Source organism: Actinoplanes sp. TFC3, assembly GCF_001553785.1.
Lineage (GTDB): Bacteria > Actinomycetota > Actinomycetes > Mycobacteriales > Micromonosporaceae > Actinoplanes.
In genome coordinates this window covers 3479280-3501471 of record NZ_LOJP01000001.1, presented here as the reverse complement: position 1 = coordinate 3501471, position 22192 = coordinate 3479280, and the positions used below count along the sequence as shown (strand labels likewise).

The 22192-nt window shown below is 67.5% G+C and carries 21 protein-coding genes and 2 pseudogenes; 15 read left to right on the top strand and 8 right to left on the bottom strand.

Annotated features, from left to right (window positions below):
• Positions 1 to 42: 42 nt before the first annotated feature.
• The 3 genes from TFC3_RS15770 to TFC3_RS15760 all read right to left on the bottom strand — a co-directional run bounded on the left by TFC3_RS15770 (position 43) and on the right by TFC3_RS15760 (position 3461).
• Positions 43 to 735, bottom strand: coding sequence for a DUF1345 domain-containing protein (locus TFC3_RS15770; protein ID WP_082772083.1), 693 nt, complete (start codon positions 733 to 735; stop codon positions 43 to 45).
• A gap of 819 nt (positions 736 to 1554) precedes the next feature.
• A complete protein-coding gene (locus TFC3_RS15765; RefSeq protein ID WP_067500400.1) occupies positions 1555 to 2778 on the bottom strand; it encodes an FAD-dependent monooxygenase in 1224 nt (407 codons plus the stop codon).
• Positions 2779 to 3020: 242 nt separating this feature from the next.
• Complete coding sequence (locus TFC3_RS15760) at positions 3021 to 3461, bottom strand: MarR family winged helix-turn-helix transcriptional regulator (RefSeq protein WP_236718144.1); 441 nt, start codon at positions 3459 to 3461, stop codon at positions 3021 to 3023.
• 89 nt (positions 3462 to 3550) lie between these two features.
• On the opposite strand from TFC3_RS15760, the gene TFC3_RS15755 reads away from it, so the two are divergent.
• Positions 3551 to 4456 carry an alpha/beta hydrolase gene (locus tag TFC3_RS15755; RefSeq protein WP_067500398.1) on the top strand — a complete coding sequence of 302 codons (906 nt, stop codon included), beginning with the start codon at positions 3551 to 3553 and terminating at the stop codon, positions 4454 to 4456.
• Positions 4457 to 4585: 129 nt separating this feature from the next.
• Complete coding sequence (locus TFC3_RS37095) at positions 4586 to 5269, top strand: hypothetical protein (protein ID WP_153040245.1); 684 nt, start codon at positions 4586 to 4588, stop codon at positions 5267 to 5269.
• A gap of 539 nt (positions 5270 to 5808) precedes the next feature.
• Here TFC3_RS37095 and aqpZ read toward each other — a convergent pair.
• Positions 5809 to 6606, bottom strand: coding sequence for an aquaporin Z (gene aqpZ, locus TFC3_RS15745; RefSeq protein WP_067500394.1), 798 nt, complete (start codon positions 6604 to 6606; stop codon positions 5809 to 5811).
• 350 nt (positions 6607 to 6956) lie between these two features.
• Here aqpZ and TFC3_RS15740 point away from each other — a divergent pair, with 350 nt between their 5' ends.
• Entirely contained in the window at positions 6957 to 8576 is a 1620-nt protein-coding gene (locus TFC3_RS15740; protein WP_067500393.1) for a CocE/NonD family hydrolase, read from the top strand.
• A gap of 25 nt (positions 8577 to 8601) precedes the next feature.
• Complete coding sequence (locus TFC3_RS38535) at positions 8602 to 8775, top strand: hypothetical protein (RefSeq protein WP_173745325.1); 174 nt, start codon at positions 8602 to 8604, stop codon at positions 8773 to 8775.
• A gap of 140 nt (positions 8776 to 8915) precedes the next feature.
• Here the strand turns inward: TFC3_RS38535 and TFC3_RS15735 are convergent, their stop codons facing one another.
• Positions 8916 to 9698 carry a DeoR/GlpR family DNA-binding transcription regulator gene (locus TFC3_RS15735; protein ID WP_067500391.1) on the bottom strand — a complete coding sequence of 261 codons (783 nt, stop codon included), beginning with the start codon at positions 9696 to 9698 and terminating at the stop codon, positions 8916 to 8918.
• A gap of 106 nt (positions 9699 to 9804) precedes the next feature.
• Here TFC3_RS15735 and TFC3_RS15730 point away from each other — a divergent pair, with 106 nt between their 5' ends.
• From TFC3_RS15730 to TFC3_RS15710, 5 genes are all read left to right on the top strand, one after another.
• Positions 9805 to 11097, top strand: coding sequence for an alpha-glucosidase/alpha-galactosidase (locus tag TFC3_RS15730; RefSeq protein ID WP_067500389.1), 1293 nt, complete (start codon positions 9805 to 9807; stop codon positions 11095 to 11097).
• Between the two features lie 75 nt (positions 11098 to 11172).
• Positions 11173 to 12063, top strand: coding sequence for an SIS domain-containing protein (locus TFC3_RS15725; protein ID WP_067500387.1), 891 nt, complete (start codon positions 11173 to 11175; stop codon positions 12061 to 12063).
• Positions 12064 to 12082: 19 nt separating this feature from the next.
• The gene (locus TFC3_RS15720) at positions 12083 to 13393 is read left to right on the top strand and encodes an ABC transporter substrate-binding protein (protein WP_082772081.1); all 1311 of its coding nucleotides are present in this window, start codon (positions 12083 to 12085) and stop codon (positions 13391 to 13393) included.
• Positions 13393 to 14340: a carbohydrate ABC transporter permease gene (locus TFC3_RS15715; RefSeq protein ID WP_067500383.1), complete on the top strand. Its 948-nt coding sequence runs from the start codon at positions 13393 to 13395 to the stop codon at positions 14338 to 14340. The genes TFC3_RS15720 and TFC3_RS15715 overlap by 1 nt, the downstream gene beginning before the upstream one ends.
• Positions 14337 to 15161, top strand: a complete 825-nt coding sequence (locus TFC3_RS15710; RefSeq protein ID WP_067500381.1) for a carbohydrate ABC transporter permease — start codon at positions 14337 to 14339, stop codon at positions 15159 to 15161. The genes TFC3_RS15715 and TFC3_RS15710 overlap by 4 nt, the downstream gene beginning before the upstream one ends.
• Here the strand turns inward: TFC3_RS15710 and TFC3_RS15705 are convergent.
• Entirely contained in the window at positions 15151 to 16056 is a 906-nt protein-coding gene (locus TFC3_RS15705; protein ID WP_067500379.1) for a carbohydrate kinase family protein, read from the bottom strand. The two genes, TFC3_RS15710 and TFC3_RS15705, sit on opposite strands and share 11 nt — an antisense overlap.
• A 255-nt stretch (positions 16057 to 16311) precedes the next feature.
• Between TFC3_RS15705 and TFC3_RS15700 the strand changes: the two genes are divergently transcribed.
• Together TFC3_RS15700 and TFC3_RS15695 are read left to right on the top strand one after the other, a co-directional pair.
• Positions 16312 to 17202 (top strand): 1-phosphofructokinase family hexose kinase, encoded by an 891-nt coding sequence (locus tag TFC3_RS15700; RefSeq protein ID WP_067500377.1) that lies wholly within the window; start codon positions 16312 to 16314, stop codon positions 17200 to 17202.
• A gap of 11 nt (positions 17203 to 17213) precedes the next feature.
• Positions 17214 to 18092, top strand: a complete 879-nt coding sequence (locus TFC3_RS15695) for a class II fructose-bisphosphate aldolase (RefSeq protein ID WP_067500375.1) — start codon at positions 17214 to 17216, stop codon at positions 18090 to 18092.
• Here the strand turns inward: TFC3_RS15695 and map are convergent.
• The gene (gene map, locus TFC3_RS15690) at positions 18070 to 18846 is read right to left on the bottom strand and encodes a type I methionyl aminopeptidase (RefSeq protein WP_067500372.1); all 777 of its coding nucleotides are present in this window, start codon (positions 18844 to 18846) and stop codon (positions 18070 to 18072) included. The two genes, TFC3_RS15695 and map, sit on opposite strands and share 23 nt — an antisense overlap.
• A 124-nt stretch (positions 18847 to 18970) precedes the next feature.
• On the opposite strand from map, the gene TFC3_RS15685 reads away from it, so the two are divergent.
• The 4 genes and pseudogenes from TFC3_RS15685 (at position 18971) to TFC3_RS15675 (ending at position 21838) form a co-directional block, all read left to right on the top strand.
• Positions 18971 to 19240, top strand: coding sequence for a helix-turn-helix domain-containing protein (locus TFC3_RS15685; RefSeq protein WP_067500370.1), 270 nt, complete (start codon positions 18971 to 18973; stop codon positions 19238 to 19240).
• Positions 19241 to 19247: 7 nt separating this feature from the next.
• Positions 19248 to 19379, top strand: a pseudogene (locus tag TFC3_RS40470) (NADP-dependent oxidoreductase); the annotation flags it as partial.
• Positions 19380 to 19540: 161 nt separating this feature from the next.
• Positions 19541 to 21121 (top strand): MFS transporter, encoded by a 1581-nt coding sequence (locus TFC3_RS15680; RefSeq protein WP_067500368.1) that lies wholly within the window; start codon positions 19541 to 19543, stop codon positions 21119 to 21121.
• A gap of 102 nt (positions 21122 to 21223) precedes the next feature.
• Positions 21224 to 21838, top strand: a complete 615-nt coding sequence (locus tag TFC3_RS15675; RefSeq protein ID WP_067506798.1) for a TetR/AcrR family transcriptional regulator — start codon at positions 21224 to 21226, stop codon at positions 21836 to 21838.
• 31 nt (positions 21839 to 21869) lie between these two features.
• On the opposite strand, the pseudogene TFC3_RS15670 reads toward TFC3_RS15675, so the two are convergent.
• Positions 21870 to 22192 (bottom strand): annotated as a pseudogene (locus TFC3_RS15670) (enoyl-ACP reductase); the annotation flags it as partial.

The window sequence follows — 22192 nt, the reverse complement described above, 5'->3', positions numbered from 1 at the left end:
TCCGCTCTCCGCGCTGCGCGGAGAGCGGACTCCAACGGGGATTCAGCCGGAGATCAAGCTCAGAACCATGCCGATTACAGCAGTGTTGTAAACAAACACCAGCAGTCCATGGCAGAGCACGATGCCCCGCCAGCGGGTCGATTGAATCGAAACGTCCGACGTGCCGAAGGTGACGCCCACCGTAAAGGAGAAATAGGCGAATTCGAGGAGGCTGGGATGTGGCGTGGCCGGGAACTCCAATGGCGGCGTTCCGCTGGTGTCCGACAGGTACAGCCGGGCATAGCGTTCGGCATAGGTAAGCTGCAAGATCGTCCAGGCCACCAGCACCATGACGACGCTCAGCCCCTCTACCAGAATGCTGTTGTCGTCCTCACCACCCTTCGCGGAAATCAGGTTGGCGCCGGAGCTGAGCACGATGACGGCCGTTCCGGTGATCATGAGCCAGGCGGTACGACGGCCGGCCAGCCGGGTGGCCCAGTGTGCATCTCCCTTGCGGGCCCTATGGATGCGACTGGCCCGGATGGCCGTATAGACGAGACCCAGAGTGATCCAGATCAGCGACGAGACCAGGTAGAAAGCCGTGGCCGTGCCGATCTCTGTGCCTTCGCTACTGCCATAGAAGGCTGACAGGGCAGCAAAGACGGTGGCGAACGCCAGCACGAGGTCGAACAGGCGGGAGGTAATCGGTGGACGGGACGCCGATTCCGTCATTCTTTTTTCTGCGTGTATCACCATGAATTGTCCTGGACCATAGTTTGTAGAGGTAATTGCATTCTTCCGGCGTCAGCCGATCAGCCTCTGTCAGGTGGAGAGGCCGCAAACTGCGGTGCGGGCGGGCCAACTGCGACACGACTGGGCCAGCGGCGTTCCAAGCGTCAAGACAGCCGGCACCGTGTCACGACAATCCCAGCAACGAACCGTGTACAGGTTTTTCTCTGCGATAGCACACGGGCACACTAGGGAATCTGCTGCTCAGCCGCGTCATCCGAAATATTGATCCTTGACCGCGGGCATGCAACGAAAGTCGCGTCTCGTCGGGCGCGGATCCTGACCTGGGCGTCCTCGAGCAACCTTTCGTATGTCTGCCCCGTCAAACAGGTGTGAAGCAGAAGAAGTTCGCCTGGCTTCGTTCGCAGCGGTGGAAGCCCGGGGCGCTCGACGCAATGCATCCGGCTGATGTGGGCCCTGAAGATGGGGACACGATGGTCTCCGGACGTCAAGGTGACGAGGAATCCCCCATTGTCAGGGAACTGCGGCGGCTCGGCTTACTGCTGTGGCGACAGACAGCGGGCCGGCCGCAGACGCGGTCCAAGCCGTCGTCGTAGCGGGCCGGACAGCATTGCGCCGGCAGCAGGTTCGTACCGCCATTCTGGTGTGCGTCGCAACCGTGGGGGTTGCTCTCGCGGGATACCTGCTGGGGGCGAGGATCGACGGCTGGTGCGCTTGACGAGATGTGAGCCTTGTCCCTTCCGGACATCGGCTGTCGGGGCGCGCGGATCAAGCGGCGGTTGACGGGTTGCTTGTGGTGGGCCGGCCCCGCGCCCGGGTGAGGCGTCAAGAGAGGCCGAGCCTGCGGGAATGCTGATCGCTGCCCGCGTGACCGCGGTCGGCCATGAGGCGCATGAGCATGTTCGCCGTGATTGGCCACTGAACAGCGCGCATCAAAAAGGCGGAGGCGTGAATGCCGAATCGGGTCCTGGGCAGGTACATGCTGACCCTGCCTGGCAGAAGCTTGCTGGCGCCGTCGCTGCGCGGCCGCATCCGGCGCTCGAAGTCGGTGAGTGCAGCTGAGAGGCTCCTCGCGGTCATGGTGGTTGCGGCGCCGAGCGCATCGGCCAGCGTCTCGGCGCCGATCAGGGCGAGTGCCGTTCCCAGGCCGGAAAGCGGGCTGGCGCACCATGCACTGTCACCGAGCAGGACCACTCGACCGTTGTGCCACCGCGGTACGTGTATCTGATCGAGTGTGTCGAGGGCAAAGTCCGGTGCATCGGTTGCCCTCGCGATCAGTTCGTGGGCTCGCCACCCGACGTCGCGGAATGTTCGCGTGAGCAACGCGAGCTGCGCGGCACGGTCGCGGCGGTCGGGTAGTTGCTCGGTCGTACGGAAGGACACGTTGATCTCTTGAGTGCCGGGGTGGCCGGGGCGTGCCGCAACGAGCAGGCCGCCGGGTGCGTTGTGCACGAGGAACCAGCCGTCAACTGGCGGTGTTTCCGCTTGTTCGCGCAGCGTGTACCAGGCGTTGGCGACGCCGAGCCCGACCAGGAAACGATCTTCGGGACCAAATCGGAGGGCTCGAACTCGCGAGTGCATGCCGTCCGCCCCGACGACTAGATCAAATGTTTCGACGGTGCCGGATCGGAATGTCACCTTCACCCCGGCTTCTCCGTCGTCCAGGGCATCGACGGTTTCACCGAACCGATACTCGATCCGGGCGCCTGCCGCCGCGTGCAGAACGCGCGCCAGATCGGTGCGAAGGAGTTCCTCCTTGGACACGAATCCTTCGCCACCGAAGGCGTCAACGGGCATCATCGCCAGCGGCCGCCCGCTCTCGTCGACCCATGCCATGCCGCGCTGCGTGACCAGGTTGTTGAGCGCTTCCTGCAGGATGCCGAGGCGAGCAAGTACTTCGCGTGAACCGCCGCGCAGGTCGACGGTCTGGCCGCCTTCTCGCAGAGTGGGTGCCAATTCGGCGACGGTGACGTGCCATCCCTGGCGGTCGAGGAGCACCGCAAGCGTGTCTCCCGCGATACCTGCTCCGACTATCAGAACTCGTGACATGCGCCCTCCACCGTTGATGCGAACTAAATCGCGTTAACGCTAACCCGGTAAGGCCACTGATGCAACAGACTTCGCGTTAGATGGGGCGATGGCGCGCTGCAGGCCGGAGTGGCGCGGCCTGGCGGGCGTACCGCGCGAACTCGTGAGGCGATCCCTGCGGCGAACGTGGCGGCGTCGGTGGCCGGCGGCATCGAAGCCTCGCAGGAGTTCACCGGTGTTGCGCGCTCAGTGATGGGGCCTGGTCAGCCGGCGGGAGTGCCGATGTTGTCGCGCTCGAGCGCGGCGCGTAGCTGCGCGAGGGCAACGGCGGCCGCTTTGATCTGCTCAGGTTCGAGCGCCTTTTCAATGCGCTCGACCAGGTAGCGCTTGAAGGTGGCTTCAGCGGCGTCGGTAAGTTTGGCGCCCGAGGGTGTCAATTCCAGCAACAGCGAGCGGCCGTCGGCGGGATTCGACACGCGTCGCACCCATCCCCGGGCTTCGAGCCGGCCGACACCCTTGCTGGTGGCGCCGACCCCGATGACGAAGTGTTCCGCCAGGTCAGCGACGCGTGAGCCGGGATGGTCCCGCAGGTGAACCAGGAATTCGAACTGCGACGCGACGATGCCGTGCGCGTCGCGCAATGTCTCATTGAGGGCATTGTAGAGCCGTGTCTCGCAGCGGACGAGGTGGCCGAAGACTGCCACGAGTGTGACCCGATCCGCAGGGGCAAAAGATGCCGCGGCAGGTATATTAGCTTCCACGGCAGGTACTTTACCGCGGGAAGGTAGCGACCATGAGCAGACAGCAGCGGGCGGACGTGGATGCGGTGCTGCGTAAGGGTCCCCAGGGCTTTGCGCCCGAGCCGGTCGAGAAGATGCGGGACGCCTTTGCCGCCCTCATGGCGCTGTTCCCGGTGCCGCCGGTGCAAACATCGGAGCTGACGCTGGCCGGCCGGCCGGCGGTCCTCGTCGAGCCGGAGAAGGGTGTCAGCTCACCCGGCACAATCTTGTATTTCCACGGCGGCTCCTTCGCCCTCGGGTCACCGCAAACCGCGATGGGCCTGACGGCAAATCTGGTGAACCGCACAGGGATGCGCTCAATTTCCGTGGATTACCGCCTCGCCCCGGAGAACCCGTTCCCAGCCGGTATCCACGATTGTGTTGCGGCTTACCGGGCGCTGCTCGACGGGGGCGCCGATGCGGCATCCATCGCCTTCGCCGGGGACTCGGCTGGCGGCGGCCTCACCATCACCACCACCCTCGCGGCCCGCGACGCCGGGTTGCCGCTGCCGGGGGCGCTGGTCGCGTTCTCGCCCGGCCTGGACCACACGCGCTCGGGTGCATCGATGCAGACCAAGCAGGGCATCGACCCGTTCTTCACCAAGGAGGGCATGGCCCACACCGCAGCGATGTACCTCGGCGGACAAGACCCGAACCAGGCGCAGACAGCGCCCGCGGTGCTCGCCGACCTGGCTGGCTTCCCGCCGATCTTGTTGCAGGTCGGCACCAACGAGCTGCTGCTCGACGACTCGGTCCGGCTGGCCCAGCGCGCCCGCGACGCCGAGGTCGACGTCATTCTCGATGTCACCGCCGGCGTCCCGCACGTCTTCCAATCCTTCACCGGTCACCTCGACGAAGCGGGTTTCGCCCTGGACCGCGCCGCCCTGTTCCTCACGCAGCACCTACAGGCCAGCTCATGACGACCCCGGCTTCTCGCGGCTGACCGGCGCGACACCGTTCTTGCCGGTCAACGCTGGACGACGCGCTGGCCTCACCTGCGGGCGGCACGCTGCACCGATTGCTTCAGGGCCAGCGTCATCACCCGGGGCTTGACCGATGGCGAAGCCTGCGCGAACGGCAACGGCGTTTCGTCAGCCTCGCCGGGGTTGAGTCGTCTTGCCGGACGCTCAGCGAGTGGCGTGAAGTGCCTCGATCACTGCAGTCGGAATGCCACCGGCTCCGGAGGATCCACCGCCAAGAATCCTGGGTTCCTTTCGTTGGCGTATGCGCGGAATATGCGGGCCGGTTCTAGCCTCGCCGTAACCGATCCGGGAGGAAAAATGACTTCGACAATTCTCCGCAGATTTGCCATGGCGGTGCTGGCCTTGGTCGCAACGGCGACCGCGCTGACCGCTGCACCGGTCAGCGCATCGGCTGCCGCTGCCGCCGACACGAGCATCTGTCACGACAACTCGTACGGGGGAGACTGGTTCTGCGCCTACGGGCGTCACTCGTTCACGTTCGACAACGGCACGAATCAGTTTTTCGTGATCGGGCCGGACTTCGCGGTCTGGACGCGGTGGCGCAAGAACGGGGTTTACAGCGCCTGGACCAGCTTGGGGGGAAAGATCCGGGCCAGCTACTCGTCGGCTGATTTCATCTTGACCGGTTGCGGCGATCAGCCGGTCGTTCTGGTCGTCGGCACGAACAACCGCTGGTATCTGAACGCCCGCAGGACCTCGGGAAGCTGGGTCGGCTGGGTTCTGGGAAGCTCGGTCGCCTGCCAGGGCTGAGGAGCGCCCAGCGGTGACGACTGGTCAGACGCCGTTGCTGGGAGCTACGTCAGCGCATCGAGTAATACCTGCGAGGTGGCGTGGCACGCATCGGGCTGGTCCTTGCCCTGAAGGTGCTTGGGCCGGTGTCGCCGCACCAGGCCACCGGCCCAAGCAACTCCAGGGGTAAGCGCGCTTTTCGAACACCGGGATGCAGGAGATTGGCCGCTCCGGACTCTCAAGCCGTCCTGCTGAGTGACCGATAGGATTGCCATGTCGCTACGACACCTCGCTCCCCGGTGCGCTGCAGCCGTCGCAGTCGTTCTTCTTGGTGGTTGCCACCCCGGTGGGGAAGAGCAAGCGGTGAGCGATGCGACGACGAGGCCGTCGCCATCTCGATCAACCCTCGCCCAGCCGGATCTTTCCCAGGACTCGACGCGTCCGCTGCCTGAGGTCACAGAAGCATGTGAACCCGTGCCGGGCAGCCCTTCTGCTTCAACCTCATGTGCTGGTGGCTTGATGCCGCCGGACAACATAGTTGTTGCCGGGTAATGATCTCCTCAGGCAACGGTCGGGACGGGGGTCGCATTTGTCGTATCCGTGCGGTGGGTGTCACGGTGTTGTCTCGAACCAGGCGCTCGACGGTTGGTCAGCAGGGGGAAGCCGGCGCCGACCAAAGCCGCGCCGAGTAGGGGAGCGGCGAAGAACAGCCACAACTGAGCCAGTGCCCCACCGCCGGCGCACAATGCCGGACCCAAGGATCGGGCCGGGTTCACCGAGGTGTTGGTGACCGGGATGCTGACCAGATGGATGATCATCAGGCTACCTCCGATCACGGCCGCGGCGATGCCAGGCGAAGCGTTACGGCCGGTCACGACGAGGATCACGGCGAGAAAGACCATGGTCATCACCGTCTCGGTGAGGAACGCCGCGCCGAGCGAATAGCCGCCGGGTGAGCGAGCAGCGTAGCCATTGCTGGCGAACCCGGAAGAGGCAGCGTGAAAACCGGGTCGTCCGGCGGCGATCACATACAGCAACGCGGCCCCGCCAACCGCGCCGGTGAGCTGGGCAGCGGCGTAGGAAGGCACCTGCCGCCAGGCGAAGCGGCCGGCCACCGCCAGACCGAGGGTGACCGCCGGGTTGAAATGCCCACCCGAGACCGGCCCGAGCGTAAAGACCAGCACAGTCAGGGTGAGCCCGAACGCGGCAGCCACCCCGAGGAACCCCACTCCCACCTGTTGGTGGCCGGCGGTCGGAAAGTCAGCAGAAAGAATGGCGGTACCGCAACCCGCAAGGACGAGGAGGAAGGTGCCGGTCAATTCCGCGGTCAACCGTTGGAACGTAGAGTGCTCGTTCATATTTCTCCTCGGCGCAGAGCATTACGGGCGCGTACCGTCGGCTTGTCCACCGTCGCACGTGTCCACGTTGCCGGAACTGCTCCTGCATTTAGTTCGCTCGTCCGAGCTACCAGCCCCCGGCCCAGCCGCCTGCGGCAGCCAGGTGGCTCGACGCGCCAGCCGAGGCGGATCAGCGCTCCTAGCGGCTTGGCCGCTGGCTACGGCAGCATCCCGATGGCGGCGGCTGGCGTTACCTCAGCCGGCTCCAAGACTGCCGCAACCGTCAGGCCACCGTAGCGGGCTGCCAATCGTGTCGCGACCCGAGAAGTCCACCGTGCCGGCAGCCCCGGTGAGGGCATAACCTCGAGATCATGGGACGTTTCGCGAGGGTGTCCGGGTTCGTGGTGGATGCGGCGCTGGGGTTGCCGACCAGGTCTGTTGCCTACACGATTGAGCGCAATGTTGCGGTGCACATGCCCGATGGGGTTGCCCTGCTGGCTGATCATTATCGGCCCGCCGAAGTCGAGGGGCCGTTGCCGGTGGTGTTGATCCGGGTGCCCTACGGGCGCGGTGGCGCCTACGGGCAGATGTTCGCCGCGCCACTGGCCCGCCGCGGGTTCCAGGTGTTCACGCAGGCCACTCGCGGGACGTTCGGGTCGGGCGGGCAGTTCCGGCCGTTCACCACTGAACGTACCGATGGACTTGCAACCTTGAAGTGGCTGCGGGACCAGTCGTGGTGTGACGGCCGGGTGGCCATGGTCGGTGGCAGTTATTTCGGGCATACGCAGTGGGCTGTGGCCCCGTACGCGGATCCGCCGTTGACCTGTGTCTCTCCGCACATCACGTCGTCGCAGGTGACCAGCACGCTGTTCTACAATCACGGCGTTCCGCAGATTCATACCGCGCTGAGCTGGTCGGCGAGCATCGGTTCGCAGGAACGTGGCGGGTTGCCCGCGGTGCGCCGCCGCGCCAAGGTTGATCGGGCGTTGCGCAAACTCCCGCTGCAGGCCGCCGACGTGGACGTCGCGGGAGCGCCGGTGCCGTTCTGGCGGGACTTCACCGAGCACGCCCCGCCGCGCGACGACTTCTGGAGCGAGGCCAACCACGACCAGGCGGACTTCACCCGCATGCCGCCGGTCACCATGGTCACTGGGTGGTGGGACCTGTTCGCGGCCGGTCAGCTTGCCGACTACACCGCGCTGCGCGCTGCCGGGGTGCCCGCACGCCTGGTAGTAGGTCCGTGGCTGCACGGCGAGCCGGGCGAGCTGCGAACCATCGCGCAGACCGACGCCACGTGGCTCGACCACCACCTGCGCGGGGGTCCGGCGCCGTCCGGGCCGCCGGTGCGTGTCCATCTGCAGCAAGCCAAGAAGTGGCTGACGTTCGAGAACTGGCCCCCGCCGCAGGCGAAGCCGCAAGCTTGGCACCTGCTCGCGGGCGGTGGGCTGGGTCCGGTTACCGGTTCCGGCGGTTCAAGCGGTTTCACGTACGACCCCAGCGATCCGACGCCGACGGTGGGCGGCCCGCTGCTGCAGCCCCCCGGTAAACAAGCCGACAACGCCGAGATCGAGAGCCGCGCCGACGTCCTCGTCTTCACCAGCGAACCGCTACCCGCCCACCTCGACATCGTCGGCCCGGTCAGCGCCCGCGTCCACGTCACCACGTCCCGCCCGGACGCCGACCTGTTCGTCCGCCTCTGCGACGTCAACGAGAGCGGAGTGTCCCGCAACATCGTCGACGGCATCGTCCGGCTCACCAACACCCACGCCGGCGCCGGCGCCGAGGCAGACGTGAACCTGTTCCCCACGGCTTACCGCGTCAAGGCGGGCCACCGGCTGCGCGTGCAGGTCAGCGGCGGCGCCTTCCCGCGCTACGCCCGCAACATGGGCACCGAGGAGCCGTTCGCCACCGCCACGTCGGGGTTGCCCTGCGACTACGAGATCGCGCTGGGGTTCTCGCAGGTGAACCTGTCCGTGCTGGCTCAGCGGTGACACACTGCGCACAGGGAGGTTCATCATGGCCGAGCAGCAGCGATCCGTTGACCGCCAGCCCACCGAGAAGTGGCGGCACCTGCCCGAGCGGGTACGTCCCGAGGACACCGTCGAGTCGGTCCCCGTGGACCGCGCGCCCCGGGACGCCGCGGTGTTGAGCGACCCCGAAAGCGGCTGGATGCTCCGCAACTCGGCCTAGGTTCTGTTCCGCAGGCGATGACCGGGCTGCGGCCGGCCATCCCTGCGAATCAGAGCCTGACCCCAGCGGCTGCAAGGGCGCTCAAGCGGCGGTGAAAGCATGCCCCAAGCGGCAACGAGAAAGCCGCCCCACCAAAGCCCTCAGCTACCCGCGACCACAACCTCGGTGCCGGCCCGCCGGATGGCGTCTACTCCGGCCGGGTCGGCCGAACCGTCGGTGACCAGGGTGGCCACGTCGGTGATGGCGCAGATGCCGGCCAGGCAGACGCGGCCCACCTTGGAGCCGTCGGCCACCACGATCACCTTGTCGGCTCGGCGGATCATCTGGGCGTTGGTGCTGGCTTCGATCTCGTCGTGGGTTGTCAGGCCGCCGCGGGCGCTGATTCCGTCCACGCCTACCACGGCGACTTCCATGTTCAGGCCTTTCAGCGCCTGGTCCGCGATCGGACCGACCAGCTCGTACGACTGGGTGCGCGACACCCCGCCGGTCATGATGAGTTTCAGCCGGGGGCGCAGCGCCAGCTCGGCGGCGATGTTGAGCGCGTTGGTCACCACCGTCAGGTCCACGCGTTCGGCCAGGATGCGCGACAGCAGATGCGTTGTCGTTCCCCCGGTCAGCCCCAGCGTCAGCGGGCCCTTTGGCAGCAGCTGCGCCACCTTGCGCGCCACCAGCGCCTTTTCCTCGCGGTGCTGGCCCACCCGGTAGCGCACCGGCAGCTCGTAGGCCACATCCACCGCGACCGCCCCGCCGTGGGTGCGCGACAGCAGCCGCTGATCCTCCAGCACCTGCAGGTCGCGGCGGATGGTGGCGGGGGAGACGTGGAACTCGTTGGCCAGGTTCCCGGCGTCGACCGAGCCGTTGCTGGCCACGCGGTCCAGGATGGCCGACACGCGGTCGGCGCGGCGAAGGGAGCTCTGGGGCATCGGCGGTCCTCAACGGTTGATCAAACGATCAGTCAGCGTAGTTCGTTTCCAAGCGATTGACCAGAATTCCTTGCGCGCTCACCGCTCATCCGGCCAGGATCCCGCCATGACTGTGATCGCTTTTCTCGGCGCCGGCAGTGTGGTCTTCACCCGCGAACTGCTCGCCGACATCCTGTCCTTCGACGAGTTGAAGGGTGTCACGCTGGCCCTGCACGACATCGACGCCGAACGCCTGGAAACCGCCGGGGCCATCGCCCGCCGCATCGCCGAGCAGTTGGGCGCCAAGCCGGCGATCACCGCGTCGTTGAACCGCCGAGCAGTACTGGACGGCGCCGATTTCGTCATCAACGCCATTCAGGTCGGCATGCACGCCGCCACCGTGCGCGATTTCGAGATTCCGGCGAAATACGGGCTGCGCCAGACCATTGCCGACACGCTGGGCATCGGCGGCATCTTCCGGGCGCTGCGCACCTTCCCGGTACTCGAGGCGATTGCGAAAGACATGCGCGAGCTGTGCCCCGACGCGTGGCTTCTCAACTATACGAATCCGATGGCAATGAACATCGGTTACCTGGCGAACGTGGCGCCGGACGTGAAAGCGGTCGGGTTGTGCCACTCGGTGTTCTGGACCGTGCACGATCTTTGTGAACTTGTCGGCGTACCCCTGCAGGAAGTTGATTATCGCGCGGCCGGGGTGAACCATCAGGCGTGGCTGCTGCGGTGGGAACACCGGGGTGAGAGCCTCTATCCGAAGCTGGACGCGCGGTTGGCCGGCGATGGCGAGCTGCGGCGGCGGGTGCGCATGGACATGTACCGGCGGCTCGGCTATTTCCCAACCGAGACCAGTGAGCATTCCAGCGAATATGTGCCGTGGTATCTGCACCATGATGCCGAAATTGATCGCCTGCGCATTCCGGTGGGCGATTATCTGCAGATCAGTGCCGGTAATGTCGAGGAATACCACGCCACCCGCAAGGCGGTGCTGGCCGGCGAACCTCTGGATGTCAGCCGGGACGCCACCGAATATGCGCCGCAGGTCATTCACAGCATGGTGACCGGCACCCTGCGCACCATTCACGCCAATGTGGCCAACCACGGTCTCATTACCAACCTGCCGCAGGGGTACGCCGTGGAGGTGCCCTGCGTCGTTGATCATCTCGGGGTCCGCCCGGAGCATGTCGGCGATCTGCCGCTGCAATGCGCAGCACTCAATCGCAGTTTCGTTTCCGTTGGCGAATTGACGGTGCGTGCCGCGGTGACCGGCGACAGGCGGATGGTCCGCCAGGCCGCCATGGCCGACCCGAACACGGCTGCAACGCTGACCGTGGACCAGATCTGGCAGCTCTGCGACGAGCTGACCGCGGCGCACGGCGACCTCATCCCCGACACGCTGCGTTAGATAACACGCAATGTGGATTGCTCGTTTGTTGCACGGATCTTGTGAAACGAAAACAAACGAGCATAATTCTCGACCATGAAACACACGTCCGAGGAGATCACCAGCCAGCCCGCCGTCTGGGAGCAGGCCCTGGCCACGCTCGCTGGCGAGGCCCGCGAGCAGCTCGCTGCCCCGGGCGAGCGGGTCCTGGTCCTGGGCTGCGGCACCAGCTGGTTCGTCGCTCAGAGCATCGCCGAGCTGCGCGAAAGCGCTGGGCTCGGCGAAACCGACGCGGTGTGCGCCTCGGAGTACCGGCCGCGGCGCCGCTACGACCGGGTCGTTGCGGTCAGCCGCTCGGGCACCTCCACCGAAGTGCTCGACGCGCTGCGCCAGGTTCCCGAGGGCACCCACCGGGTGGCGATCACCGCTGTGGGCGCCATGCCCATCGACGAGCTGAGTGACTCGCGGCTCCTGCTCGCGCTCGCCGACGAGAAAAGCGTTGTGCAGACCCGTTTCCCGACCACCGTGCTGGCCCTGGCCCGCGCGGCGTTCGGCGAGGATCTCACCCACCTGGCCGACGACGGGCGCGCCGCGCTCGCCGCGCCGCTGCCCGCCGACCCGGCGAAGATCGAACACCTGGTCTTCCTGGGCACCGGCTGGACCGTCGGGCTCGCCCACGAGGCGGCGCTCAAGGTCCGCGAGGCTGCACAGGCCTACTCCGAGTCGTACCCGGCAATGGATTTCCGGCACGGCCCGGTTGCCGTGGCCACCGAGCGCAGCTTGATCTTCTCCTACCGCGGTGTGCCCGCCGGTCTCGACGACGTCGGGCGTTCGGCCGGCGCCACCACGTACCGCGATGAGCTCGACCCGCTCGCGCAGCTCGTGCTGGCCCAGCGGTTCGCGATCGCCCTGGCCGCGCACCGCGGTCTCGACCCCGACACCCCCCGACTGCTGACCCGTTCGGTAGTGCTGACCGACGGAGCCTGACCTTCAAGGAGCGAGGTTCGTGGTGACTTTGTTGATGCGGCTGCTGGCCGCCGGAAGCGCGGTATGCCTGCTCGGCGCCTGCAGCATGAACGGCACCGGCGGCGACAACGGCAAAGACGCGGCGGCGGGCTACGACCCGGGTGCCGCGGTCACGATCACCTGGTGGACCGGGCAGACCACGGAGGCCGAGACGGTCGCCGAGAAGCTCGCCGCCGAGTACCACAGCGCGCATCCCAACGTCACCATCAAGACCTCGCCCGGGGCCACCACCACCGACGACCTGCTCACCAAGCTGTCGGCCGGGTTCGCCGGCGGCAGCTATCCCGACATTTCCTATGCGTTCGGCAGCTGGGCCGGTGAGCTCGGCGCCAGCGGCCGTACGCAGGATCTCACCGCCTTCGTCGGTGATCCCTCGTTTGCCTGGCAGGAGATGCCCGCCGCGGCCCGGGCCACGGCCACCATCGACGGCAAGGTCATCGGGGTTCCCGCGCTGGTCGACAACCTTGCGGTCATCTACAACAAGGAACTCTTCGACGCCATGGGCGTGCAGTACCCGAGCGACGAATGGACCTGGGAAGACTTCCGCAGTGCGGCGCAGAAACTCACAGATTCCTCGACGAACACGTACGGCACCGCGTACTCGGTCTCCGGCAGCGAGGACACCACCTGGCATCTCTGGCCGCTGCTCTGGCAGAACGGCGGTCAGATCCTCGACGGCAAGAAGCCCGGGTTCAACTCCGAGGCCGGGGTCAAGGCGCTCGAGACGCTGCGCGTGATGGCCGTCGACGACAAGTCGATGTACCTGGATCAGACCGACGAGAAATACGTGCCGCTGTTCGCCAGCGGCCACATCGGCATGATCATCAACGGGCCGTGGTCCCTGCTGGACCTCAAGAAGGCGCGCTTCGGGTACGGCGTGGCCGGGCTGCCCGGCGTCAACGGCGACCACCAGACCGTCTCCGGCCCCGACCTGTGGGTGCTGTTCAACCACGACAACGCCAACCAGGCCGGCGCCGCGCGCGACTTCATCAAGTGGCTGACCAGCGCCGCGACCGATGCCAAGTGGAACCTCACCGTCGGCAACCTGCCCTTGCGGACCTCTGAGAAGGACACACCCGAGTTCCAGAGGTACGTCCACGAGTACCCGGGCGGGCAGAAGTTCTTCGACAACCTGGTCAACGCCAAGCAGGCCCGCCCGACAGTGGCCGGCTACGAGACGATGAGCCGCAACGTCGGTGACGCCATCGCCGAGGTGTTGCAGGGCGCCAAGCAACCCCGGCAGGCCCTGGACGAGGCCGCCAAGAAGTCCGCCTCCGTGCTGGACAACTGATGAGCATCACGTTCGCGGCGACCCCGCGTACGCAGCCGCAGGACCTCGGATCACGCGCCCGCTCACGCCGCGGCCGGGCCCTGCGCCGCAACCTGACCGGCTGGGGGTTCGCGGCCCCGGCGACCGCCCTGGTGATCGGGTTGTCCATCTTCCCCGCGGTGTGGGCGCTGTTCATCTCCCGCACCAAGTGGAACGGCATCTCCCCGGCGACCGGCGTGGGCTGGGCCAACTACGGCAACCTCGTGCAGGACCCCGATGCGGCCGCGGCGGCCCAGCACACCCTGCTGCTGACCGTGCTGTTCGTGCCCGGCTCGATCCTGCTCGGCATGCTCATCGCGGTAGCCCTCAACCAGAAGATCCGGCTGATCGGCTTCTACCGCACGTGCATCTTCGTGCCGTACGTCGCCTCGGCCGCGGCCACTGGCATCCTGGCCAGCTTCGTGTTCAACCCGCAGTTCGGCGCGGCGAACGAAACCCTGCGCCGGCTCGGCCTGCCCGCCCAGGGGTTCCTGGAGAACCCGGGCCAGGCGCTGCTGGTCATCTGCCTCATCGCGCTGTGGGGCGAGGTCGGCTTCTGCGCGGTGGTCTACCTGGCCGCGCTGCAGGACATCCCGCAGGAACTCGTCGAAGCGGCGACCGTCGACGGCGCGAGCCGCTTGCGGGTGTTCCTGCACATCACCCTGCCCGAGCTGCGACCGGTCACCGTGTTCACCGCTATCTGGCAGACCATCACCGCGATGCAATTGTTCGACCTGATCTGGACCACCACCCGCGGCGGCCCGATGAACAGCACCCAGACGATCGTCTACTACATCTACGAACTGGCCTTCCAGACCCAGCGGCTCGGATATGGCGCGGCGCTGGCGTACCTGTTGTTCGCGGTCACCATGCTGCTCACCCTGGGCGTGCTCTGGTACAGCCGGCGCACCGGATCGGAGGCGTTGTGAAAAGAAGCCGGCTGCCGTTCAGCCCCTGGCATCTGCTGCTGATGCCGCTCGCCCTGATCTTCGTGCTGCCGCTGGTGCAAATGGTCCTCACCTCGTTCATGACCACCGCGGAGATCAACCAGTTCCCGCCGAAGGTCATCCCGGCCGGCCTGCACCTGACCGGCTACACGCAACTGCTCAGGGAATCGCACATCCTGCGCTGGTTCGCCAACACCGTGCTGGTCTCGGCGATCGCCGTGGTGTCGCACCTGGTGCTGTGCTCGCTGGCCGGCTACGGTTTCGCCCGGCTCAAGTTCGCCGGCCGCGGATTGGCTTTCCTGGCCATCGTTGCCACGGTCATGGTTCCCATTCAACTACTGATGATCCCCACGTACCTGATGTTCGCGCAGGCCGGTCTCGTGGACACGCTCGCGGCTGCCTTCGTGCCGTGGCTGGCGTCGGCGTTCGGCATCTTCCTGATGCGCCAGTTCTTTCTGGGCCTGCCGGTGGAATTGGAGGAAGCGGCCACCCTGGATGGTTGCAGCACGTTGCGCACCTTTGTGAGCGTGGTGCTGCCGCTAGCCCGCCCGGCGCTGGCCACCCTGGCGGTGTTCACGCTGCTGTCCAGCTGGAACGACCTGCTGTGGCCGCTGGTGGCGATCTCCGACGACACGAAGTTCACGCTGCAAGTGGGGCTGGCGAGTTTCCAGGGCACCCGCCGTACCGAATGGGCGCAGTTGATGGCGGGCAATGTCATTGCCACCCTGCCGCTGATCGTCGCTTTCCTGGTGGCTCAGCGCCGGTTCATCGCGACCATGACCTTCACCGGGCTCAAAGGCTGAGGTCCGCTGTCGTCGCCTGGGCGGCAGTTCCGCCTGCCGCCCGGGTGCTCAGCGAACCCGCCACCGCCGCCCACCCGATTGCCTCGGAAACCGGCAACCCCGTGAGCATTGCGGCCAGGAACCCGGCGTTGAAACTGTCCCCGGCCCCCGTCGTGTCCACCACATCGACGGTACGTCCAGCAGCGGCCCATTCCCCGTCGGAATTCCACGCCTTCGCCCCAGCAGCCCCGTTCTTCATCACCACTGTGGTGCCCGCAGCCACCAGTTTTGCCGCGGCTACCTCAACGTCGTCCTCCCGGGTCACCGCGCGCAGTTCGGTGGCATTGGGCAGAAAAACATCGGTGTACGCCAGAATGGCGGTGATCGACGCCCAGTGCTCGGCCGGATCCCAGTTGGTGTCGAGTGAGGTGGTCACGCCCGCTTGCCGTGCGCGCGCGAACACGTCCGCCAGTCCCTGCGCCAATTCCGGTTGCAGATAGAGCGCGGCCACATGCAGATGCCGGGTGGTGCTCAGCAGTTCGTCGGTGACGTCTTGCGGCCGCAGCGCCGGAATGGTGCCGGGCAACGTCAGAATGGCCCGGTCCTTGTCGTCCGGGTTCAGAATCACGCTCAAACCGGTGGGTACGTTCTCAGTCCTCGCCAGCTCCACAGTGACCCCGCGATCCCGCAGGTGCTGCCGGGTGATCGCCCCGAACACGTCCTCGCCCAGCGCCGTCAGCAGCGTTGTGTCCAATCCCAGCCGCGCGCAGCCCGCCGCCGTGATCGCCGCGGAGCCCCCCAGCACCAGATCCGCGCCGGTCAGCAACTGCTCGGCCTGCCCGAACCGCGGCCGGGCATCGCCGTGCAGCACCAGGTCCGGATTGGCGTCGCCGACCACCAGCACGTCCACAACCATCTCCTGTCCATATGAACATTCCAGAATGCTCACTTGCCGATTTCCGTGCCAATCAACCGCTCGCGAGCACCATACGCGCGCAAACCGCTATTGACACCTGTTCATTCGATCAGTTGAATCGGCGGCAGAGATCGAGCCCAGCCGGTACCCAGCCCGGCACCCGATCGCCAGGGCCGCGAGCGTTTCGAGCGTCACCCGAGGCGGGGCAGATCAGCGCTCGCAGGAGCCCTCCATGCCGACCGCCGCCCTCACCGCATGATCATCACCGTCACCCTCAACCCGGCGCTGGACCTCACGTACACGGTCGCCGCCCTGATCCCGCACGGCACGCATCGGGTGACAGCGGTGCACGAACGTCCGGGCGGTAAGGGCATCAATGTGGCCGGCGTGCTGCACGCGCTCGGGGAACCCGTCCTGACCACCGGCCTGCTGGGCGGCAACACCGGCAGCCGCGTCGAGGCGCTGCTGACGACCGAGGGCATCCCGGCGGCGTTCGTGCCGATTGCGGGGGAGACCCGGCGCACCGTGGCGGTCGCCGACGGCGAGGACGCCACCGGTTTCTGGGAGCCGGGCCCGGAGATCAGCGCGGCGGAGTGGGCGGCCTTCCTGGACCGGTTCGGCCGCCTGGTGGGCGAGGGCGATGTGGTCGCCCTCAGCGGTTCCCTGCCGCCCGGAGTGCCGATCGAGGGGTACGCCGAGCTGGTTCGCCTGGCTGCTTCGGCCGGCGCGCGAACCGTGCTCGACACCAGCGGCGAGGCTCTACGGTACGGCTGGGCGGCCGGCCCGGACCTGGCCAAGCCCAACGCCGCCGAGCTCGCCGAGGTGTTTCCCGACGGCGTGCCTGCCCCCGGCCCCGGAGCAGTCGTCGTCTCGCACGGTCCGGCCGGGCTGGTGGCCTGTACTGCGTCCGGCACCTGGCGAGCCGAGCCGCCCGAGCAGCTCACCGGCAACCCGACCGGAGCTGGGGACGCCTGCGTGGCTGCCCTCGCCCGGGGCCTGCGGGACGGCACGCCGTGGCCCGCTTTGCTCACCGACGTGGTGGCTCTGTCGGCTGCCGCCGTCGCCGCCCCGGCCGCGGGCGTCATCGACTTGCCCACCTACCGTCGTCTGCTGCCCGCCCATGTCGTTGGCAACGTTGCGCGCTGAGAGGACCAGTTTTGTTCACTCCGACCGGCGAGATCGTCGCCGCGGCCAGGGCTGCGGGTACTGCCACAGGTGCGTTCAACGTGATCACTGTCGAGCATGCCGAGGCGGTGGTCACCCGGGCCGAGGCGGCTGGGCTGCCGGTGATCCTGCAGATCAGCGAGAACGCGGTGCGTTTCCACCATGGCCGGCTGGCTCCGATCGCCGCCGCCGCGCGGAGCATCGCGGCGCTGGCCGGGGTGCCCGTCGGGCTGCACCTGGACCATGTTGTCAGCGACGAACTGTTCGACCAGGCAGCCGGCTGCGGTTTCGGGTCGGTCATGTATGACGCGGCGCTGCGGACGTACCCGGAAAATGTCGCCTTGACCGCAGCCGCGGTGACTCGCGGGCACCGCGCGGGGCTTTGGGTGGAAAGTGAGCTCGGGGAGGTCGGCGGGAAGGACGGCGCCCATGCGCCCGGGGTGCGGACCGACCCCGTCGAAGCTGCTCGCTACGTTGCGGCGACCGGTGTGGATGCGCTCGCGGTGGCGGTCGGCTCGTCGCACGCCATGGCCACGCGCACCGCGAAACTCGACCATGACCTGATCGCCCGGCTGCGTGACGCCGTGCCCGTGCCACTGGTGCTGCACGGCTCCTCGGGGGTGCCGGACGACGAACTGGTCGCCGCCGTGCACGCCGGAATGGTCAAGGTCAACATCGGCACGGCCCTGAACAAAGCCTTCACCGCGGCGGTACGCGAAACGCTCGGCGCCCACGCCGGAGTCACCGATCCACGCCGCTATCTTGCGCCCGCTCGGGAGGCCATGGCTGAGACGGTTCGGGTGTCGCTGCGGCTGCTGGCCGAGTTGAATTCTTGCGGGCTGGACTCTTTCAGGCGCGGGACGGCAGGGTGAGGATCTCGGCGCCGTCCTCGGTGATGGCGATGGTGTGCTCGCTGTGAGCGGTGCGGCAGCCGGTCGCGCTCTTCAACGTCCAGCCGTCCGCGTCGGTGACCAGCTTGTCGGTGTCCGCCATCACCCACGGTTCCAAGGCGAGCAGCAGTCCGGGGCGCAACGTGAAGCCGCGGCCGGGCTTGCCGTTGTTCGACACGTGCGGATCCTGGTGCATCGTCGACCCGACGCCGTGCCCGCCGAACTCGGTGTTCACCGTGTAGCCCGCCCCGGTCAGCACCGAGCCGATGGTGTGGGAGAGGTCGCCGGTGCGTACGCCAGGAGCCGCGGTGGCAATGGCGGCCTTCAGGGCCTGCTCGGTGGCCGTGATCAGCGCAAGGTCCCCGGGCCGCGGCGTCTGGCCCACCACGAAGCTGATGGCCGAATCGGCCACGATGCCCCCGGTGGAAACCGCCAGGTCAAGCGACAGCAGGTCGCCGTCGACCAGGGTGTAGTCGTGCGGCAGCCCGTGCAGCACGGCATCGTTCACCGACGTACAGATGTAGTGCCCGAACGGCCCGCGCCCGAACGACGGGGCATAGTCGACGTAGCAGGACAGCGCCCCGGCCTCGAGGATCATGGCCTTCGCCCACCGGTCGATGTCGAGCAGGTTGGTGCCAACCACGCTGCGCGCCTTCAAGGTCTGCAGGATGTCGGCAACCAGTGCACCGGTGACCCGGGCCCGGGGCAGGTCGCTGGGATCAAAAATGTCGATCATGGATCGCCCTCTTCATGCTCGATGGTCCACGCTTGCTCAGTCGTGCCTCGATTCCGCACCCGCACCGGTCCGGGGGGAACCAATAACTATCCCGGTCATGGTAGCCCGGTCTAGAATCGCTGCCATGGTCAGGTTGCCGCTCACCCCCGCTGAGGTCGAGCGCGGGCAGCGCCTCGGCGCCCTGCTACGCCGCGCGCGGGCAAACCGCCCGATGCTGGAGATCGCCCTGCACGCCCGGGTATCCCCGGAAACCCTGCGCAAGATCGAGTCCGGTCGGGTGGCGACTCCCGCTTTCTCGACCATTGCGGCGATCGCGGATGTGCTGGGGCTTTCCCTGGATGAGGTGTGGGCTGAGATCAACCAGCCTGGGCTGGCGCTGCAGAAGACGGGCTGAGGAGCCCGGTGTGACGCCGGCCGGCTGGTATCTGCGGTCGGGGCGGCTGCGCGCGATGAGGGAGCCGGCATTCCCGCACGTGCCCGGCGTCGATGCGGCCGGCGTGGTGGATGAGGTTGGCGAGGGCGTGCCCGGGGTGAGCGTGGCCGCAAAAATTGTGCTCCTGCCCTGATCAATGCCGTGACGCGGCTCACTTTAAATACGAGACGGTTCCGTATCGCATGAGAGCTCGGTAGGGTTCGTCCAAGATACGGAACTGTTCCGTATCGTATCGTGGTCGAGCTCGGTAGGAGCATTCTCATGGAACAACCGCAGACGGGGCACCCACGGCGGTGGGCGATTCTCGGTGTTCTGGTCATCAGCTTGCTTGTCGTCGTTCTGGACAACACCGTCCTCAACGTCGCGATGCGCACCATCGCCGACCCGCAGCACGGCCTGGGCGCCGATCAGGGTCAGCTTGAATGGGCCATCAACTCGTACACCCTGGTCTTCGCCGGCCTGCTGTTCACCGCCGGCATCCTGGCCGACCGCTTCGGCCGGCGCCTCAGCCTCATCGCGGGGCTCGTGGTCTTCGGCGTGGCGTCGCTGCTCTCCGCGTACGCCCAGACGCCCGGCCAGCTCATCGGAGCACGTGCCCTGATGGGCCTCGGCGCCGCGGCGGTCATGCCCGCCACGCTCTCCATCATCGCCAACGTTTTCGAGCCGCACGAGCGCGGCCGTGCGATCGGCGTCTGGGCCGGCGCGGTCGGCATCGCCGCGGCGGCCGGCCCGATCGTGGGCGGGCTGCTGCTGGAGAACTTCTGGTGGGGTTCGGTCTTCCTGATCAACGTGCCCATCGTGGTCATCGGCATCGTGCTGCTGGTGGTGCTCGTGCCCGAATCGCGCGACCCCAAGCCCGGGCGCATCGACATCGCCGGCGTGCTGCTGTCGGTGCTCGGGCTGAGCCTGCTCACCTACGGTGTGATCACCGGCGGCGAGGACGGCTTCGGTGACGTGCGTGCCTGGGCAAGCCTGGCCGGCGCGGTCGTCGTGCTGACCGCGTTCATCGTGTACGAGCGCCGCATCGCGTTCCCCTCACTGGACGTGCGACTGTTCAGCAACCGGCAGTTCTCCGCCTCCACGGGCATGGTCGGGCTGGTGTTCTTCGCAGCCATGGGGGCCATGTTCTTCAGCGCGTTCTACCTGCAGCTGGTGCGCGGGTACGGTCCGCTGGCCTCGGGCGCTTTGTTCGTACCCTTCGCCGTGGGTCAGATTGTCTTCGCCCCGCGCAGTGCTGCCATGGTCAAGCGGTTCGGCCCCAAGGCGGTCAGCGTGGTGGGACTGCTGCTGGTCGCGGCGGGTCTGTTCGGCTGGGTGTTCATCACCGAGACCACCCCGATCGCAGTCGTGGGCGCGCTGTTCTTCGTCATGGGCGTGGGCATGGCCAACGTCATGCCCCCGGCCACGGAGTCGATCATGGCCGCGCTGCCCCGCGAGAAGGCCGGCGTCGGATCGGCCGTCAGCAACACCGTGCGGCAGGTCGGCGGAGCCCTCGGCGTGGCCGTGCTGGGCGCGATCCTCTCCTCGGTCTACCGCGACGACGTCACCTCGGTCACCCAGAACCTGCCGGGTGCCGCGCGTGAGGTCGCCGAGGAATCCATCTCGGGGGCCTACACCGCGGCGGCACAGGCCGGGCCCGCGGGGCAGACGCTGATCGCCGGAGCCAACGACGCGTTCATGACCGCGCTGCACTGGGCGTCCGTCGGAGCGACCGGCTTTGCGCTGCTCGGTGCGCTTGTCGCGCTGCTCTGGCTGCCCGGCAAGCGGCCCGCGCAGGCACCGGCTCCCACCTCTGCCGAAGGGCTGGCCGAGGAGCAGGGCGTCGAGCTGGTCGAGGCCTGACGGAGATTCGCTCAAGGCGCGCCATGGTTGCGGGCGGAGGTTCGCTCGAGGTGCGCCCACCCCTGATGGTCGAAGAGTGAAAGCTCGGTAACAATGGAGCACATGACGACTGTCAGCGCGGACGCGGGAACCGGCCAGGGCCGCAAGACACCCGGCCGGCCCCGCGACGCCCGCGCCGACGACGCGATCCTCGAGGCGGTGATCGCGCTGCTCAGCTCGGGCCACAGCGCGGACGCGGTCTCCATCGAGTCGGTGGCAGCCAAGGCGGGCGTGGGCAAGGCGACGATCTACCGGCGCTGGCCCAACAAGGAGGCGCTGCTCATCGACGCGGTGGGCCGCATGAAGGGCCCCCTGCCGGTCCCGGCCGGCGAGTCCGTGCGAGACGACATCATCATGCTCGTCTCGTACGGCCGCACCAAGCGCAGCGAGACCTACAGCCGGGCCACCGCCTGCCTGATGCCGGAGATGGTGAAGCGCCCCGACCTGCACGCGGTGTTCCAGAAGATCCAAGAACCACGGCGCAACCTGCTGCGCGAGGTGCTGCGCCGCGGCATCGAGACCGGGGAGCTGCGCGCGGACCTCGACATCGAGCTGACCCTGCTGCTGCTGACCGCGCCCAGCCTCGCGCAGAACGTGTTCACCTACAACCCGGCGGTGCCCTTCGAAGGCTTCCCGGAGGCGCTGGTGGACGCGGTTCTGCGCGGTGCCGCCGCCTGACCCCGTTCGCCGACCGTCCCGCCCGGCCGGGTCAGCACGGACCGGCGGAGATCTCGACGCCGGCGGCGCGTAGCCGGGCGACGAGCGCGTCGCCGATGCCGGTGGCCGGGGTGAGGACACCGCCGGGGGAGTCGGGCAGGGCGTCGCGGTCGAGGGCCAGCGCGAGGCCGGATTGCCCGAGCATGACCGCGGTGGCGGCGTAGCCGGGATCTCCCTTGGCCTTGAAGCGGGCGGCGAAGTGCGCGCCAGTGGTCGTGGTCGTGAAGGCGTCAGTGGTGAAGTGGCCGTCGCGGCGGGTCTGCTCGGAGGGGCCGGTGCCCGGCTTGGGCAGGACCTGGTCGAGCAGGGCGGTGA

Bases quoted from the DNA above. Each gene is read 5' to 3' on its own strand.
- TFC3_RS15675 (WP_067506798.1), top strand. From the start codon at position 21,224: ATGACGACTGTCAGCGCGGACGCGGGAACCGGCCAGGGCCGCAAGACA.
- TFC3_RS15770 (WP_082772083.1), bottom strand. From the start codon at position 735: ATGGTGATACACGCAGAAAAAAGAATGACGGAATCGGCGTCCCGTCCA.
- TFC3_RS15725 (WP_067500387.1), top strand. From the start codon at position 11,173: ATGAAACACACGTCCGAGGAGATCACCAGCCAGCCCGCCGTCTGGGAG.
- TFC3_RS15755 (WP_067500398.1), top strand. From the start codon at position 3,551: ATGAGCAGACAGCAGCGGGCGGACGTGGATGCGGTGCTGCGTAAGGGT.
- TFC3_RS38535 (WP_173745325.1), top strand. From the start codon at position 8,602: ATGGCCGAGCAGCAGCGATCCGTTGACCGCCAGCCCACCGAGAAGTGG.
- TFC3_RS15685 (WP_067500370.1), top strand. From the start codon at position 18,971: ATGGTCAGGTTGCCGCTCACCCCCGCTGAGGTCGAGCGCGGGCAGCGC.
- TFC3_RS15680 (WP_067500368.1), top strand. From the start codon at position 19,541: ATGGAACAACCGCAGACGGGGCACCCACGGCGGTGGGCGATTCTCGGT.
- TFC3_RS15705 (WP_067500379.1), bottom strand. From the start codon at position 16,056: ATGGTTGTGGACGTGCTGGTGGTCGGCGACGCCAATCCGGACCTGGTG.
- map (WP_067500372.1), bottom strand. From the start codon at position 18,846: ATGATCGACATTTTTGATCCCAGCGACCTGCCCCGGGCCCGGGTCACC.
- TFC3_RS15715 (WP_067500383.1), top strand. From the start codon at position 13,393: ATGAGCATCACGTTCGCGGCGACCCCGCGTACGCAGCCGCAGGACCTC.
- TFC3_RS15730 (WP_067500389.1), top strand. From the start codon at position 9,805: ATGACTGTGATCGCTTTTCTCGGCGCCGGCAGTGTGGTCTTCACCCGC.
- TFC3_RS15765 (WP_067500400.1), bottom strand. From the start codon at position 2,778: ATGTCACGAGTTCTGATAGTCGGAGCAGGTATCGCGGGAGACACGCTT.
- TFC3_RS15740 (WP_067500393.1), top strand. From the start codon at position 6,957: ATGGGACGTTTCGCGAGGGTGTCCGGGTTCGTGGTGGATGCGGCGCTG.
- TFC3_RS15735 (WP_067500391.1), bottom strand. From the start codon at position 9,698: ATGCCCCAGAGCTCCCTTCGCCGCGCCGACCGCGTGTCGGCCATCCTG.
- TFC3_RS15700 (WP_067500377.1), top strand. From the start codon at position 16,312: ATGATCATCACCGTCACCCTCAACCCGGCGCTGGACCTCACGTACACG.
- aqpZ (WP_067500394.1), bottom strand. From the start codon at position 6,606: ATGAACGAGCACTCTACGTTCCAACGGTTGACCGCGGAATTGACCGGC.